The organism is Paenibacillus sp. FSL P2-0089 (genome assembly GCF_038595095.1).
GTDB lineage: Bacteria > Bacillota > Bacilli > Paenibacillales > Paenibacillaceae > Paenibacillus_AQ > Paenibacillus_AQ silagei.
Map to the genome: position 1 here is coordinate 6,695,216 of NZ_CP152006.1, position 15,438 is coordinate 6,710,653.

Below are 15,438 nucleotides of genomic sequence, written 5' to 3' on the forward strand. Positions count from 1 at the left end.
TACTGACGCGAAGGGGCTCCTTTTAATGCTGTATACCGTCAATTCACCAGTTGCATAGGTCCGACATTTACATTGACGGTTTGCACTCTGGGTAAGCTGGATTGCTGATTCTCATAGATGTCCGGTTTATAATCTATCACAAAACGCTCTGGATTAGCCACTTGGTTAATGATTAGCCCGTCAGAACTGTCTGGAAGAGGCTCCCTCACATTACCTTTCACTGCATGTACAGTCAGGTCGTCTTTGGCAAAAAAACCGCCGATCAGGTGAAACATAGAGCCCACACCATACAATTCACCACTGGAGTCTGTATAAAAGAAAGCTTCCATCGTTTCCTGTGCGCTTGGTTCGTTCACAGCAAAGGCGTGCAGGCGGTTGATAAGCACTTTCCCTTTGGAGATCAAGACCAGTTCTTTGGTCTCCAGGTCATTACCCTGAAGTCCCCGAATATTTGCATCCTCAACCGTTGTATCACCTAACACCAGCAACGTCGAATCAAACTTAACGTTGCCTTTGATTTTAACATTCCCAGTAACTAATATATTGGCCCGGACTGGTAAAAAATCCGGTTTAAAGTTGTTGATCTCTAAATTCCCCGCAACGATGAACCAGCGAGGCATACTCCCGCTTTTGGGGTCACTATCATTGGACAGTCCCAGCGGATAAAACAATTTCTTGTAGGCTAACCCATCGATAACTAAATTTCCGTTAAAAACAACTGTGGAATCCAAGTTCTCCAACTGCTGTAGTTTCTCATTGTATATTTCAAGATCCCTTTGATACTGAGCAAGGGCAGCCTCATCAGCATCTGGGAGAACTTTGTCCAGAGCTACCGGCATCCCTTGAATATGTGTGACCTCCGAACGCCCGATGATCCAAGAATTCAAGTCTGCAATGCCTTTATTGTATTCTCCACGTACACTGTTTCTTAACGATTTTTGAGTAAAATCATCCTTTGAGGAGGATAACCCTTGTGCCAGCTTATCGAAAAACGACTCCTCAACGTTGATTTGGACAAATTTATTTTTCTCTTTAATTTTGATGTTAGCCGGATTCACGTGCAGAATCTTAGCCAATAAATCATTCCTTGCGCTCTCTGATTCAGGGAGGGAGGTCATTGTATCTTCTTGATCTTCTGACAGGATACTCTCTTTCGGCTGGAAATTCTCTTTATACTTGATATTGCTCATTGCTTGAACATGTACCTCACCCGGGGCTGACCCATCCGCATTACTCATGACGGTAGGGAAATCCAAGGTGACTTCAGGATATCTATGTCCCAAGTAAGTGTACCAAGGTGTATTCGTTATCAGCAGCTTCTCTCCGGCATACACATTGCCCATAAGTACAGGAGCTCCATTCAGTCTGAGAGTCTTCTCTGAGCCGAATACATACTTCAGGAAGTCTGGATAACTGTCTATAATAACCTGTTGCCTTAGTGTCCGTTCTACTCCGTTAACCACCGCCTTGGAGCTGATATTGATCGTATACTGGATAGATTGGTTTTGTTTTCTGATTTTTTTGTCCTTAGTATCATCATATTTGATGCCATCGACTGAGCCCCTGCTGGAAGATTGTAATTCTGTAGCTACCTTCAGACTGGACTTGTTGTCATCCAGCTTCGCCAGAATGACTCCCAGGCTTTCCGGGTCAATATCCTCCAGTTGTAATCCCTTCAGCTCGGATTGAATATAGGCCGCAGCTTCATTAAGTCCTTTTTGGGCAAGATGCAGGGACTGTACGTCACTCTCCCTTGTTTCACTTCTTTGGGCTCCTCCAATGGTTGCACCTAGAACTGCTAATCCGAGAATTGTAAGCAGGAGGACAATCAACATTACCAGTACGAGTGCAGAGCCTTGTTCAGACTTCATGCGGGAGAACCGCTCCGCCTGTCTGCTCCTATTCATAAACCACAATCCCATTTCTGCCCACCGCTCCTAGAATCCGAATTTGCTCTCAACCGCAAGCTGTCGTCTGGTATCTCCACGTTCTAAAGTCAGAGAAAGCTTGATATTTAGCAGGCCACTCTCACAAGGCTGTATCGAATTTGCACTGCATTCCAAGCTCATTGAAGAATCCGGGCCCAACGTGGAATCTGTCGAAGTCCTTGTATGATATGTATCTCCTAGTGTTGGAGTAGTTACGTCACCCACTGGATCGGGAGTTGTTGATGCGGGGTCAGTTGTTGGAAGCTCACTTATTACTAACTGCCCGCCGGATATGCCTATTGCTACTTCATCGATCCCACCGCTAATATTATCTCTGCGCAGAAGTATAGTCTTATTCACTTCATCCGAAGAGATCGTGTTTGGAGCAAAGGTATAGATTTCAGTAATAATAGCAGACATCAGTAAGTCACTTTCATCCCTCAAAGTATTCTCCATAGTCACTCTCTGATAACTCTGCACACCAAACGTCATTACTCCATAGACGAGTGCGGATACCAGAGAAAACAAAGTCAAAGCTGCAATAAGCTCAATTAGCGTAAAGCCCTGCTCTTTGCGGAGAAGATCAACGAATTTTCTCATCTGTAATATATCCCTCCACAACAGTCTCCTTACCATTCGTTCTAACCTGGCTGGAATCCCGCACTCTGACCCGAACCGGCAAAAGGTACTCGGCAGTAGCCTTCTCAATGGCATCCGATGAATGTATCATTCCTGTATGGAGAGTAGACTGATATTCAATATCTATTTGATAAGTGATGTTATTAATCGTAGGATTCAGCACCTTCGCCAGAGTATTCACGTCGCTTACAGCAGCACTGTAGACGCTACAGCTCACTGTTGTCTCTGTCAATGGAACACAACCGGAAGCTTGAATCGCAGGGTGGCCTATAATCTCAGGTTCTGCTCCTGAAGCAGGTTTGCCTTTAAGGTACAGCTCCAGCTTATCAAAATCCTGCTTCTCCATATAAAACAAAGCGTTCCGCGCCAGATTGACCATGATCGTCTTGTTCTGGTTGGATTTGGAGTAGGATAGCGCGTTGGTGAAATAGGAGGTCAGCACCAGGGACACTATCGACAGAATGACGATGGCGGCCAGCACCTCGATTAAGGTGAAGCCCGCTTCCTTGCCCCGCTCGCGGCTGCGGTTCCATGGGTCTTTCCAGGACATTATGTTCGCTCCCTATACTCTATTGAAATTTAAATTATGGGTTTATCCATGTCTTCAGCCCTGTGTCCTTGCATGTTTATATGAATCTTTCTACCTACTTCCATTATATTCTTTCTCCTCCGGCAGCAGCAATGCTTGCGGACAATAAATCTGGAGAAATCTACAGTTTATATCAGGTAGGGGCTGTGCTATCATGTGGGCAGAAAGGGGATACGCAAATGGCTTTGATTGAATGTAAATTTTATTCGGAGGTGCTGGGGCTCAGTACTTCTATGACTGTCATTCTGCCGCAGCAGACCACTACGCAGATTGGAATGAGCAATGTCTCCAAAGGGACCTTACACCCCACCCTGTACCTGCTGCACGGCCTGTCTGACGATGATTCGATCTGGCTGCGCCGTACCTCGATTGAGCGTTATGTAGCAGAGCTGGGCATCGCAGTTGTTATGCCGCAGGTCCACCGCAGCTTCTACACGGATATGGAGGCGGGCGGTAAGTACTGGACATTCATTAGTGAGGAGTTACCGGCGCTGGCCCGTTCCTTCTTCCCTTTGTCGGCCAAGCGCGAGGATAACTTCGTGGCGGGATTGTCGATGGGCGGTTATGGGGCAATGAAGCTGGGACTGCGCAAGCCGCAGGACTGGGCCGCAGCAGCGAGTCTGTCCGGGGCACTCGATATGGCACACAATTTCTTGAACTTTGAAGATCCATCGCAGAGAACCAAGGATTATTTGCAGATTTTTGGGGACAAAGACATTGCTGGTTCTCCGGAAGATCTGCTATGGCTGCTAGAGGAAGTGAACCGCTCCAAAGGGCCGAAGCCGCTGCTCTATCAGTGCTGTGGAACCGAGGATTTCCTGTATGAGGATAACCAGGTCTTCCGTAAGGCCTGCTCCAAGACCAAGCTGTCTCTGACCTACGAGGAAGGGCCGGGCGAGCATGAGTGGGGATACTGGGATGCCAAGATCCACGATGTGCTGAAGTGGCTGCCTTTAAGCAAGTAGAAGCTTCCAGATTGTAAGCGGATACGGATCATTCCCGTAAGCTTCTACCTGGGGTGCGGAGAATATAACATTACCTCTCAAAAAAAAGACTGTCCTACCGCATCTAACCGATGCTGAGTAGAGACAGTCTTTCGTTTATCCTCTAGTTTCGCCTTCAGGCTCTCCCAGGCTTACTCCGCAGCATGTCCATGCTGCTTCACCCATTCACCCGCAGCTGTCAGGTCCGCTTCGGCCCGCCCGATGGCGGCCTGCACCTGAACCGTGGCGGTACCGCCGTAGACATTACGGGCGTTCACCACGGCCTCCGGCTGGAGCACCGCATAGATCTGATCGTCGAACAGCGGCGAGAACTGCTTGAATTCGTCCAGCGTCAGATCCAGCAGGAACTTGCCCTGGTTGATGCAATACAGGACGGTCTTGCCGATCACCTCATGCGCCTGACGGAACGGCAGGCCTTTGCCCACCAGGAAGTCGGCGATATCGGTCGCGTTGGAGAAGTCCGTGTTCACCGCTTCACGCATCCGCGCCTTGTTCACCTTCATGGTGGAGATCATCGGTGCGAACAGCTGCAAGGCCCCTGTAAGGGTAGCTACTGTATCGAACATGCCTTCTTTATCTTCCTGCATGTCCTTGTTATAGGCCAGCGGCAGCGACTTCAGCACGGTCAGCAGTCCGATCAGGTTGCCGTAGACACGGCCTGTCTTACCGCGTACCAGCTCCGGCACATCCGGGTTCTTCTTCTGCGGCATGATGCTGCTGCCGGTGCAGAAGGCATCGTCCAGCTCCACGAAGCTGAATTCCGTGCTGCTCCACAGCACCAGCTCTTCGCTAAGCCGGGACAGATGAGCCATTACGAGCGATGCATTCGCCAGGAACTCCACGATGAAGTCACGGTCGCTGACCGCATCCAGACTGTTCTCATAGACCCCGTCAAAACCAAGCTGCTCAGCCACAAAGTGGCGGTCAATCGGGAACGTGGTTCCCGCCAGCGCCCCGGCACCCAGCGGCAGTACGTTAATCCGCTTGTAGCTGTCGGTCAGGCGCTCGGCATCGCGGCGGAACATCGACACGTAGGCGAGCAGATGATGCGCGAACAGAATCGGCTGTGCCCGCTGCAGGTGTGTGTATCCTGGAACGATGGTCTCCAGGTTATCCTTAGCCTGCCCGATCAGCGCACCCTGCAGCTCATGCAGCAGCGCCACCAGCTCCACCACGCGGTTACGCAGGTAGAGGTGCATATCTGTCGCCACCTGATCGTTGCGGCTGCGGCCGGTGTGCAGCTTGCCGCCGACCGGGCCGATCTCTTCGATCAGGTTCTTTTCAATATTCATGTGGATGTCTTCATCGGCAACCGAGAATACAATTTCCCCCGCACGTACCTTGTCCAGTACCTTCGCGAGCCCTTTCTTGATCGTCTCCACATCTTCCTGCGGCAGAATTCCGCATTTGCCCAGCATCGTGACATGGGCCAGACTGCCCTGCACATCCTCTTCCGCCAGCACCTTATCGAACTCGATAGAAGCCGTATATTCCTCTACCAGCTTGTTCGTTCCTTTGGTAAAACGTCCGCCCCACAGCTTGCTCACCTGTTGTTCCTCCTCGATAGACGTTAGAAGGGCCGCCCCTGTCCGGTTGGGAGGAACGGCCTTCTTGTGTCCGCTTTTATATGCTGCTACTTATTTATTGGATTCTGCTACGCCTGCCGATACCTTCAGACGCAAGGCATTCAGACGGATGAAGCCGGTCGCATCGCCCTGGTCGTAGGCCTGGGTAGGATCTGCCTCCATGGTGGCGATATCCGGGTTGTACAGGCTGACCGGACTCTTCACTCCGGCGCCGATGATGTTGCCCTTGTAGAGCTTCACGCGTACCGTACCGGTCACGTTCTTCTGGCTCTCCTTCACCAGGGCCTGCATCGCAATTCGCTCCGGTGCGAACCAAAAGCCGTTATACACCAGCGTGCTGTAACGGGTGATCAAGCTGTCACGCAGGTTCATCACTTCACGGTCCATGGTGATCGATTCCATTTTGCGGTGAGCGGTGAACAAAATCGTTCCGCCCGGAGTCTCATACACGCCGCGGCTCTTCATGCCGACAAAACGGTTCTCGACCATATCCACGCGTCCAATCCCATGCTTGCCGCCCAGCTCATTGAGTTTCTCCATGACTTGCAGCGGGGACAACGCCTCACCGTTCAGCGCTACGCAGTCGCCCTTGAGGAAGTCCAGTTCAAGGTACTCGGCTTCGTCCGGCGCATCCTCCGGCGCATTCGAGAGCAGGAACATTTCCTTGTTCTCAGGTGCGCTTGGATCGAACCACGGATCTTCCAGCACGCCACTCTCATAGCTGATATGCAGCAGATTGCGGTCCATCGAATACGGCTTAGCCGCTGAGGCTTGTACCGGAATACCGTTGGCTTCGGCGTAAGCGATCATCTCCGCACGGCCCGGGAACTGGTTGCGGAACTCTTCCAGACGCCAAGGCGCAATTACCTTAATGCTCGGCGATAACGCAGCAGCGTTCAACTCGAAGCGTACCTGGTCATTCCCTTTACCTGTAGCTCCATGGGCAATGGCTGTAGCGCCTTCGGCGATAGCGATATCCACCATGCGCTTGGCGATCAGTGGACGGGCAATGCTGGTGCCCAGCAGATATTGTCCCTCATAGAGTGCGCCCGCCTGGAACATCGGGTAGATGAAGTCATTCGCGAACTCGTCGCGCAGATCATCAATGTAGACTTTGGACGCGCCGGTGGCGAGTGCTTTTTCCTCCAGACCGTCCAGTTCTTCTTTTTGACCGATATCGGCTGTAAAAGCAATAATCTCCGCATCATACGTTTCTTTCAGCCATTTCAGAATGACTGAGGTATCCAGCCCGCCGGAATAGGCGAGTACAATTTTTTCTTTTGGCATGGGGGTTTAGCTTCCTTTCGGTGTGGAGGGTGAATAAGATCAACTTCGGCTTTAAAAACGGGTTTTGGACGTCACTACAGAGAATATTTGGACTTCCGGCCGCTGTTGTCTACAGATTTCTTGATTTGTACCGCTGTTCGCGGTTGAAATCCGTAGACAAAGGCGGACGCTGACGCTCCTACAGTTCCAAAATTCCCTTCCGATCCTCCCCAACCCTCTTATTTAAGTTCCCGTTGATCTTATATATGTGTTGTGTATATAAAATTAATTACTTTAACCCAGCGCTTGCTGGGGATTAGCGGTGTCCTGGTGTTCGCTAAAATTGACACTTCACTTCATACATTAGCGCTCACGCTACATCTAGCCCATCAAAGCCGCCATCAGCGCCTTCTGCGCATGCAGGCGGTTCTCCGCCTGATCGAAGATCACGGAGTTCGGGCCGTCGATGACGCCGGTGCTGACCTCTTCCTCACGGTGGGCCGGCAGGCAGTGCAGGAACAGATAATCGCTCTTCGCGCCTTTCACCAGCTCCTCGTTGACCTGATAGTCCTTGAAAGCCGCTTCACGCGCCAGCTGCTCGGCCTCGAAGCCCATGCTTGCCCAGACATCCGTATAGATCACATCAGCGTCCTGTACCGCCTCCTGCGGGCTGCGGGTCACAGTGATGACCGAGCCTGTCTCCTTGGCAATCTCACGCGCCTCGGCCACGACAGCCTCATCCGGCTCGTAGCCTTCCGGTCCGGCAACCGCGACATGCACACCCAGCTTCGCGCCGCCGATCAGCAGGGAATGCGCCATATTGTTACCGTCGCCGATATACGCCAGCTTCAGTCCCTTCAGCTTGCCCTTGTGCTCGTATACAGTCTGGTAGTCCGCCAGCACCTGACAGGGATGCGCCAGATCGCTGAGGCCGTTGATTACAGGCACTGAGGCATACCGCGCCAAATCTTCAACTTTATCATGGCCGAACGTACGGATCATGATACCGTCCAGATAACGCGACATGACCTGGGCCGTATCACCAACCGTCTCGCCGCGGCCGAGCTGAATATCATTTTTGCTAAGGAACAGTGCATGTCCGCCCAACTGATACATCCCCACTTCGAACGACACCCGTGTACGGGTAGAGGATTTCTCAAAAATAAGCCCGATCGTCTTCCCCAGCAACGGCTGGTAGACCTCACCGTTCTTCTGCTTGCGCTTCAGCTCAATCGCGAGGTCAATCAAATAGGTGATTTCCTCCGGGCTGTAATCATTCAGCTCCAGCAAATCACGGCCTTTGAGCTGTGCGGCAATCGTCTCTGTTACGCCTGGTGTACCGTGACTCATCAATTTGCCTCCCCGTTTACTTTGTTAGCATAAGTATGAATTAGTTCCGATAGGATGTCCACCGCCTGATCAATTTCATCGGTGCTGACATACAAATTAGGCAGCAGCCGGATCACATCCGGGCCAGCCTGAACGAACAGCAGTCCGCGCTTCTGTCCGGCGAGAACGATCTCGGCTACCGGCTCCTGGCATTCGATGCCGATCAGCAGGCCTTTGCCGCGAATCTCCTTCACAAAAGAAGTGTCCGCCAGCTTCGCTCTAAGCTGTCCGCTTAAGTATTCGCCCATCTCCGCCGCCCGCTCGGGCAGCTTATCTTCAAGCATGGTCTCAATGGTCGCTTCCATCACCGCTGCCGCCAGCGGGGTGCCGCCGAAGGTACTGGCGTGGCTGCCCGGGCTGAATGCCTCGCGCAGATAGCCTTTACCGAGCATCACACCGGCCGGGAAGCCGCTCGCCACACCTTTGGCCAGGGTGAAGATATCCGGCTCGATGCCGTAATGCTGATGAGCGAACAGCTTGCCCGTACGGCCCATGCCGGTCTGCACCTCGTCCACGATGAGCAGCAGCCCGTGCTCCTTGCACAACGCTACAACTCCATCCAGGAATTCCTGCTCTACTACAATAATGCCGCCTTCCGCCAGCACCATCTCCAGCATAATCGCTGCCGTATGCTCCGTAATGGCGGCTTTCAGCGCCTCCAGATCATGCAGTGGCACTGTCTTGAAGCCCGCCGGAAGCGGCAGGAAGCCTTCCTTGACCTTTGCCTGCCCAGTGGCTGTCAGAGTAGCCAGCGTACGGCCGTGGAAGGACTGCTCGAACGTAATGACTTCGTAGCGGTCAACACCTCTTACCTTCTGGTGATACCGGCGCGCCAGCTTGATGGCCGCTTCATTCGCTTCCGCTCCGCTGTTGCAGAAGAAAACCTGATCCGCACAGCTATTCTCTGTCAGCAGCGCAGCTACCCGGTCCTGGCCTGGAATGTGGAACAGGTTCGAGACATGCCACAGCGTATCAATCTGCTCCTTGAGCTTCGCACCGACCTTCTCCGGCGCATGGCCCAGACTCGTTACCGCAAGTCCGCACATGAAGTCCAGATACTTGTTACCCTGCTCATCCCATACCCAGCTGCCCTTGCCTTTGACCAGACTGAGGTCATATCTGGCGTAAGACGGGAATACCGCACTCAGCTTGGCAGGAGCGGCCCCCTGCCCGTCCGTTCCCGCTGAACGTTCCTGCAGCGCCCCTGTCAAAGAATTCTTGTCCGTTTGCGTAAGCTCACTCATTCTTAGTCACTCTCCCACCATGCTGCTGCCGGCTCCCCGTCAGCGCGTCTTATTATTCTTCCAGCCTATCTATGCTCTTACAATCCGCGTGCCCAGCGCTTCGCCCTTCAGCACCCGGCTGAGGACACGCGGCTCTTTGCCGTCTACAATAATAACCTCGGACACCTGGCCCTGGATGCAGTCCATCGCGGCACGCACCTTGGGAATCATTCCGCCGTAGATTTCGCCGTTCTCAATCAGTGCTTCGATCTGTGCCACCGTTACGGACGGAAGCACCACCTTCTCCCCGTCCACCGTCCGCATAATGCCCGGCACATCCGTAACCACGATCATACTCGGCGAGCCGATATATGAAGCCACAGCTCCGGCAGCGGTATCCGCATTGATGTTGTACCGTTGGCCTTCGCCATCTACGCCCACTGGTGCAATAACCGGAATATAGCCCATCGCCAAGATACCCGTCACAATCCCCGCTCGAACACCGGTCACTTCTCCCACCAGACCCACTTCATGATGATTGGCCACCGGGTGCGCCATGATCAGGTTGCCGTCAACGCCGGATAACCCGAGTGCCTGCCCCCCGCTGGCCTGAATTCGCCGGACAATCGCCTTGTTGATGCTGCCAGACAGGGTCATCTCCACCACATCCAGCACCTCTTCCGTCGTTACCCGCAGGCCGTTCACGAAGCGGCTCTCAATGCCGAGCTTCTCCAGATTGCCGGAGATCGCCGGGCCGCCGCCATGCACGATTACAGGCTGCTTCCCGCTGACCTGAAGCTCCCGCAGATCCTCGAAGAACGAATCCGGCAGCGCCGCCAGCGTACTCCCCCCGCATTTCATTACGAACAACCCGGTGGCCCCCGCCTGCGCCTGAGGCTCTATCGGTTCTACTGTCATCTCCCTGCCCCCTCTGTACAAGCTTCTACACGCCTCTGCACAGATTATGTGCGGTAAGCCGCATTAATCCGCACATAGTCATAAGTCAGGTCACAGCCCCAGGCTGTAGCCTGACCGCTGCCGTCTGACAAGGTTACCGTGATCAGCACGGTATCGCTTTTTTGCAGATAATGCAGTGCCTGCTCCTCATCAAAAGCCACCGGACGCGATCCGCGCAGCACCTCAATCTCACCCAGCTTAATATCTACCCGCTCCGGCGATACCGGAACGCCCGCGCGCCCTACAGCCGCGATAATCCGCCCCCAGTTGGCATCCGCGCCGAAGATCGCCGACTTCACCAGGCTGGAGCCGACCACGGTCTTGGCAATCGCCGCCGCACCTTCGTCATGCACCGCCCCGCTCACCTGCACCTCAATCAGCTTCGTTGCACCTTCGCCGTCACGGGCAATCGCCATGGCCAGACTCTGGCACACATGGGTGAACGCCGCTGCAAAAGCTTCCCAGTCCGCATGCAGCCGCGTCAGCTTCTCATTGCCCGCCAGGCCGCTGGCCATCGTGACCAGCATATCGTTCGTACTGGTGTCACCATCAACGGTAATCATATTAAAAGTAGAATTAGTAGCTGTGCGCAGCAGACTGAGCAGATCCTCTCCGTCAATGAGCACATCGGTGGTCATGAAGCCCAGCATCGTCGCCATGTTCGGGTGAATCATCCCGGAACCCTTCGCCGCTCCGGCAATCGTAACCTCTGTACCGCCTACCGTTACTTTTACGCAGCTTTCTTTTTTGACCAGATCGGTGGTCAGGATCGCCTGGCTGAATTCCTCCGCACCGGCAGCGCCCGCGTCCAGCTTCTCCGGCAGTCCGGCAATCCCACTGCGCACACAGTCCATCTTCAGCAGTTCCCCGATTACTCCCGTGGAAGCGACAGCAACATCCAGCTCATTCACGCCCAAATAACGGGCAGCGGCAGCACGCATCTCATATGCATCCGCCTCGCCCTGGTCCCCTGTACAAGCATTGGCGTTGCCGCTGTTCACGATTACCGCCTGCAGCGTTCCGTCCGCCAGACTCTCCCGCGTAACCTTCAGCGGAGCCGCCTGAAACACATTGGTCGTATACACCGCAGCGGCTGTAGCAGGCACCTCACAGAGAATTGCGCCGAGGTCATTACGCTCAGTTTTTTTGAGACCGCAGTGCAGGCCACCGGAGGTGAAGCCCTTAGGTGCAGTAATACTTCCGCCATCTACGATGGTATATAGTGGTTGCTCACTCATGATATTGTTTGACCGCTTGCACTTATGGATACACTGGTGTGTAACCAAGCCCGCGGGTTTCCTCCCATCCCATCATCAAATTGAGGTTCTGAATCGCTTGCCCTGCGGCGCCCTTAACGATATTGTCGATGACCGACACAATGGTAACCCGTCCGGTGCGTGCGTCTGTGGCGAAGCCGATATCGCAGTAATTCGATCCGCTGACTTCCTTCGTCGCCGGAACCACGCCGGGCTCACGCACCCGCACATACGGCCTGCCTGCATAATATTTACGATATAAATCTACGAGTTCCTGTTCACTATGTTCACCAATCAGTCCGGCATACATCGTAGCCATAATCCCCCGGGTCATCGGCACCAGATGGGTAGTGAAGGTTACTGTAACTTTCTCCCCGGCAATATCGGTCAGCACCTGTTCAATTTCAGGGATGTGCTGATGCTTGTTGATTTTGTAGGCTTTGAAGTTCTCGTTGATCTCGGCAAAATGCACCATCAGGCTTGTTCCCCGCCCTGCCCCGGACACCCCGGATTTCGCATCAATGATGATGCTGTCCGGCTTGATCCAACCTGCCTCCAGCGCCGGAACCAGCCCCAGCAGCGTAGCTGTCGGGTAACAACCGGGATTGGAGATGAAGTCCACTCCGGCCGCACGCTCTCCGTACACCTCGCATAACCCGTATACCGCCTGCTCCAGGTAAGCTTCCGGAGGAGCCGGGTGCTTATACCACTGCTCATACTGCGCGCCATCCTTGAGCCGGAAGTCCCCCGACAGATCGACAACCTTGAGTCCTGCCTCAAGCAGCCCGGGCACCAGCTTTGCACTCACTCCCGAAGGGGTAGCAGTGAATACAACATCCGCTCTGCTTGCAATCTCTGCTGCATCTACACCATCCAGCTTACGCTGAACCACTCCCGTTAAATGCGGAAAACCCTCCTCAATCGGCGCACCCGCACTCGAAGAGGAAATCACTGAAGTAATCTCTATATCAGGGTGGCCCTGCAGCAGCCTGATCAGCTCCACGCCCCCATAACCCGTTGATCCGACAATCGCCGCTCTCAGCTTGTCTGTCACTGTCATCCCCGCTTCCCGTTTCTCATTTCTATCATTATCGCTCATGCATAACCGTCCTGCAAATATGTATTATTATACGACCGAATTAATATAAATACAACACGTTGCGTTAACTTTATTCAGCTGGCACACAAGAAAAAACGGCAGGGTCATTCTATTTGCTACAGTATATCAAAAGAAGCGCAGAGCCCCTTAAGGGAGTCTACGCTTCTCTTTTAAACCCTTCACCCAGCACTTCGTGAGCCTCGGTAATAATAACAAATGCAGCCGGGTCCACCGAGCGGACGATCGCCTTCAGCCTGGTAATTTCATTCTGGCCTACCACGACCATCAGCACCGTACGGTTATCCCCGGTATAGCCGCCTTGCGCATTCAGCTTGGTCAGCCCGCGGTCCAGATCATTCAGAATCGCCTGCGAGATGTCCTCGGTGTGATCCGAGATGATATACGCCACCTTCGTGGTGCTGAAGCCCACCTCCAGCGCGTTGATCACCCGGCCGGTGACGAACAGCCCGATCAGTGCATACATCGCCTGCTCCATCCCCAGTACAAAAGCCGCCAAGGTAATCACCGTACCATCCAGCAGCACAACGGACAGCGAGAAGCTGAAGCCGGTAAGCTTTTGAATAATCTGTGCCGCAATGGTCAGTCCGCCCGTAGAGCCGCGCCCCCGGAAGACGAGGCCCAGACCGAGACCCACACCAATTCCTCCATAGATAGAGGCCAGGAGCGGATTCGTGGTCGGCACGGGCCCGTCCTTCGTCAGGAAGATAAACAGCGGCAGCACAAAGCTGCCTAAGAGAGAGCGGATACCGTACTGTTTGCCGAGAAAGATTACACCGAGAATGAAGAGCGGAATATTAAGCGCCCACTGGGTAAAAGCAGGCTCTGCCCCAAACCAAGCCTCAGCCAGCACCGACAGCCCCGACACCCCGCCGGATGCAATCCGGTTCGGGAGGAAGAACAGGTTGAACGCCAGCCCGGTGATCAGCGAGCCGATCAGAATAAGCGCAATGTCCACCGTATGACGCAGCGGTCCGTTCAAGGGAATGAGCGGAGGTTTGTTGCGTGAATTGATTTTTTGCATGGTTGGCCGGACTCCTTTATGTTCAGACAAAAATTCCTACACCTCCGAAGACGCGTAGGAATTTGATTACTTTTATTCAGCTTCCGTCTTGATCTGGCTCCGCAGATACCCGTCAATGAACCCGTCCAGATCGCCGTCCATTACCGCTCCAACATTGCCTGTCTCTACAGAAGTGCGGTGATCCTTCACCATGCTGTAAGGATGGAATACGTAGGAACGAATCTGGCTGCCCCAGGCAATCTCGGATTGTTCCCCGCGGATCTCGTCCAGATGTGCCTGCTGCTCCTGAATTTTACGCTCATAGAGCTTGGAACGCAGCATCTTCATCGCCTGCTCCCGGTTCTTGATCTGTGAACGCTCATTCTGACAGGTGACCACCACGCCGGTTGGCATATGCGTAATCCGCACCGCTGAGTCGGTAGTATTGATGTGCTGACCGCCCGCGCCACTGGCCCGGTACGTATCAATCTTCAGGTCTTCCGTACGGATATCCACCTCGACGTCGTCAGCAATCTCCGGTACCACATCGCAGGATACGAAGGAGGTATGCCGTCTGCCAGAGGAGTCAAAAGGCGAAATGCGCACCAGCCGGTGCACGCCCTTCTCTGCCTTGAGGTACCCATATACATTGTGGCCCTTAATTAACAAAGTTACACTCTTGATTCCCGCTTCATCGCCCGGCAGATAATCCAGCACATCTACCTTGAAGCCCCGCTTCTCCGCCCAGCGTGTGTACATGCGCAGCAGCATTTGGCCCCAGTCCTGAGACTCGGTACCGCCTGCCCCCGGATGGAGCTCCAGAATGGCATTCAGCTTATCGTACGGCTGATTGAGCAGCAGCTGCAGCTCGAACTCATCCACTCGGGCACTTATACTGCGGATCGTTCCGGCGATCTCCCCGGCCAGTGCGTCGTCGCCTTCCTCATCGGCCAGCTCCGCCATCATGGCAGCATCGTCATAATCCTGCTGGAGCTTCTCAAATTGATCAACCACCGACTTCACGGCATTCATCTCGCCAATCACGCTCTGCGCCTGATCGGGATCATCCCAGAACCCGGGAGCCGCCATCTTCTCTTCGAAGTTCGCTATCATCTCCAGCTTCAGGTCTAAGTCAAAGTGACCCCCTAAGGTTGGTTAATTTCTTGCCCATTTCACGCAGGTCCTGCTTCACATTAGGATCGATCAATTGGATCACATCACCTTTCATAATTGAATATTGCGCCGGGCTGCCGGTTTGGGCTTACTGGCATGGACAGGTACTTACGCGACTGACTCTTCGCTTCATCCGCCCCATGGCCCGGTGTACGCCGTAACTGCGGGGAATGTTTGGACTTTCGGCCGCTGTTGTGCCCAGATTTATTGATTATACCGCATAGCGGATAAAATCCGGGCACAAAGGCGGACGCTACCGCTCCTACAGTTCCAAACTTCCCCTCCGTTACTTCCACCTCAGCCATAAA

The 15,438-nt window shown here is 53.7% G+C and carries 13 protein-coding genes; 1 reads left to right on the forward strand and 12 read right to left on the reverse strand.

Translation table 11 applies throughout. From position 1 onward, the window contains the following. Nucleotides 1–38: 38 nt before the first annotated feature. From NST69_RS28505 to NST69_RS28515, 3 genes are all read right to left on the reverse strand, one after another. Nucleotides 39–1,871 carry a hypothetical protein gene (locus tag NST69_RS28505; protein WP_155991152.1) on the reverse strand — a complete coding sequence of 611 codons (1,833 nt, stop codon included), beginning with the start codon at nucleotides 1,869–1,871 and terminating at the stop codon, nucleotides 39–41. A 66-nt stretch (nucleotides 1,872–1,937) separates the two neighbouring features. After that, complete coding sequence (locus NST69_RS28510; RefSeq protein ID WP_051477717.1) at nucleotides 1,938–2,528, reverse strand: prepilin-type N-terminal cleavage/methylation domain-containing protein; 591 nt, start codon at nucleotides 2,526–2,528, stop codon at nucleotides 1,938–1,940. Beyond that, on the reverse strand, nucleotides 2,512–3,117 hold the full coding sequence (locus NST69_RS28515) for a prepilin-type N-terminal cleavage/methylation domain-containing protein (RefSeq protein ID WP_036721208.1): 606 nt from the start codon (nucleotides 3,115–3,117) through the stop codon (nucleotides 2,512–2,514). Before NST69_RS28515 ends, NST69_RS28510 begins: the two co-directional genes overlap by 17 nt. Before the next feature lie 218 nt (nucleotides 3,118–3,335). Here NST69_RS28515 and NST69_RS28520 point away from each other — a divergent pair, with 218 nt between their 5' ends. After that, complete coding sequence (locus NST69_RS28520) at nucleotides 3,336–4,121, forward strand: alpha/beta hydrolase family protein (RefSeq protein WP_342547738.1); 786 nt, start codon at nucleotides 3,336–3,338, stop codon at nucleotides 4,119–4,121. 170 nt (nucleotides 4,122–4,291) lie between these two features. Here NST69_RS28520 and argH read toward each other — a convergent pair whose 3' ends face one another. The 9 genes from argH to prfB form a co-directional block, all read right to left on the reverse strand. Beyond that, nucleotides 4,292–5,707 carry an argininosuccinate lyase gene (gene argH / locus NST69_RS28525; protein WP_342547739.1) on the reverse strand — a complete coding sequence of 472 codons (1,416 nt, stop codon included), beginning with the start codon at nucleotides 5,705–5,707 and terminating at the stop codon, nucleotides 4,292–4,294. Between the two features lie 90 nt (nucleotides 5,708–5,797). Continuing rightward, a complete protein-coding gene (locus NST69_RS28530) occupies nucleotides 5,798–7,033 on the reverse strand; it encodes an argininosuccinate synthase (protein WP_209868392.1) in 1,236 nt (411 codons plus the stop codon). Between the two features lie 360 nt (nucleotides 7,034–7,393). After that, a complete protein-coding gene (gene argF / locus NST69_RS28535) occupies nucleotides 7,394–8,362 on the reverse strand; it encodes an ornithine carbamoyltransferase (protein WP_339251784.1) in 969 nt (322 codons plus the stop codon). Beyond that, nucleotides 8,362–9,645 (reverse strand): aspartate aminotransferase family protein, encoded by a 1,284-nt coding sequence (locus NST69_RS28540; RefSeq protein WP_342547742.1) that lies wholly within the window; start codon nucleotides 9,643–9,645, stop codon nucleotides 8,362–8,364. The genes argF and NST69_RS28540 overlap by 1 nt, the downstream gene beginning before the upstream one ends. A gap of 69 nt (nucleotides 9,646–9,714) precedes the next feature. Beyond that, nucleotides 9,715–10,542 carry an acetylglutamate kinase gene (argB, locus tag NST69_RS28545; protein WP_342547743.1) on the reverse strand — a complete coding sequence of 276 codons (828 nt, stop codon included), beginning with the start codon at nucleotides 10,540–10,542 and terminating at the stop codon, nucleotides 9,715–9,717. 44 nt (nucleotides 10,543–10,586) lie between these two features. Then, a complete protein-coding gene (gene argJ / locus NST69_RS28550; RefSeq protein WP_342547744.1) occupies nucleotides 10,587–11,819 on the reverse strand; it encodes a bifunctional ornithine acetyltransferase/N-acetylglutamate synthase in 1,233 nt (410 codons plus the stop codon). A gap of 22 nt (nucleotides 11,820–11,841) precedes the next feature. Continuing rightward, nucleotides 11,842–12,891, reverse strand: coding sequence for an N-acetyl-gamma-glutamyl-phosphate reductase (gene argC, locus NST69_RS28555; RefSeq protein ID WP_342550232.1), 1,050 nt, complete (start codon nucleotides 12,889–12,891; stop codon nucleotides 11,842–11,844). A 202-nt stretch (nucleotides 12,892–13,093) separates the two neighbouring features. Continuing rightward, the gene (locus NST69_RS28560) at nucleotides 13,094–13,978 is read right to left on the reverse strand and encodes a YitT family protein (RefSeq protein ID WP_339251791.1); all 885 of its coding nucleotides are present in this window, start codon (nucleotides 13,976–13,978) and stop codon (nucleotides 13,094–13,096) included. A gap of 72 nt (nucleotides 13,979–14,050) precedes the next feature. Further along, a protein-coding gene (gene prfB, locus NST69_RS28565) for a peptide chain release factor 2 (protein WP_245367888.1) occupies nucleotides 14,051–15,185 on the reverse strand; the annotation gives its coding sequence in 2 pieces (ribosomal slippage) (nucleotides 14,051–15,091 and nucleotides 15,093–15,185; 1,134 coding nt in all). Nucleotides 15,186–15,438: the final 253 nt, after the last annotated feature.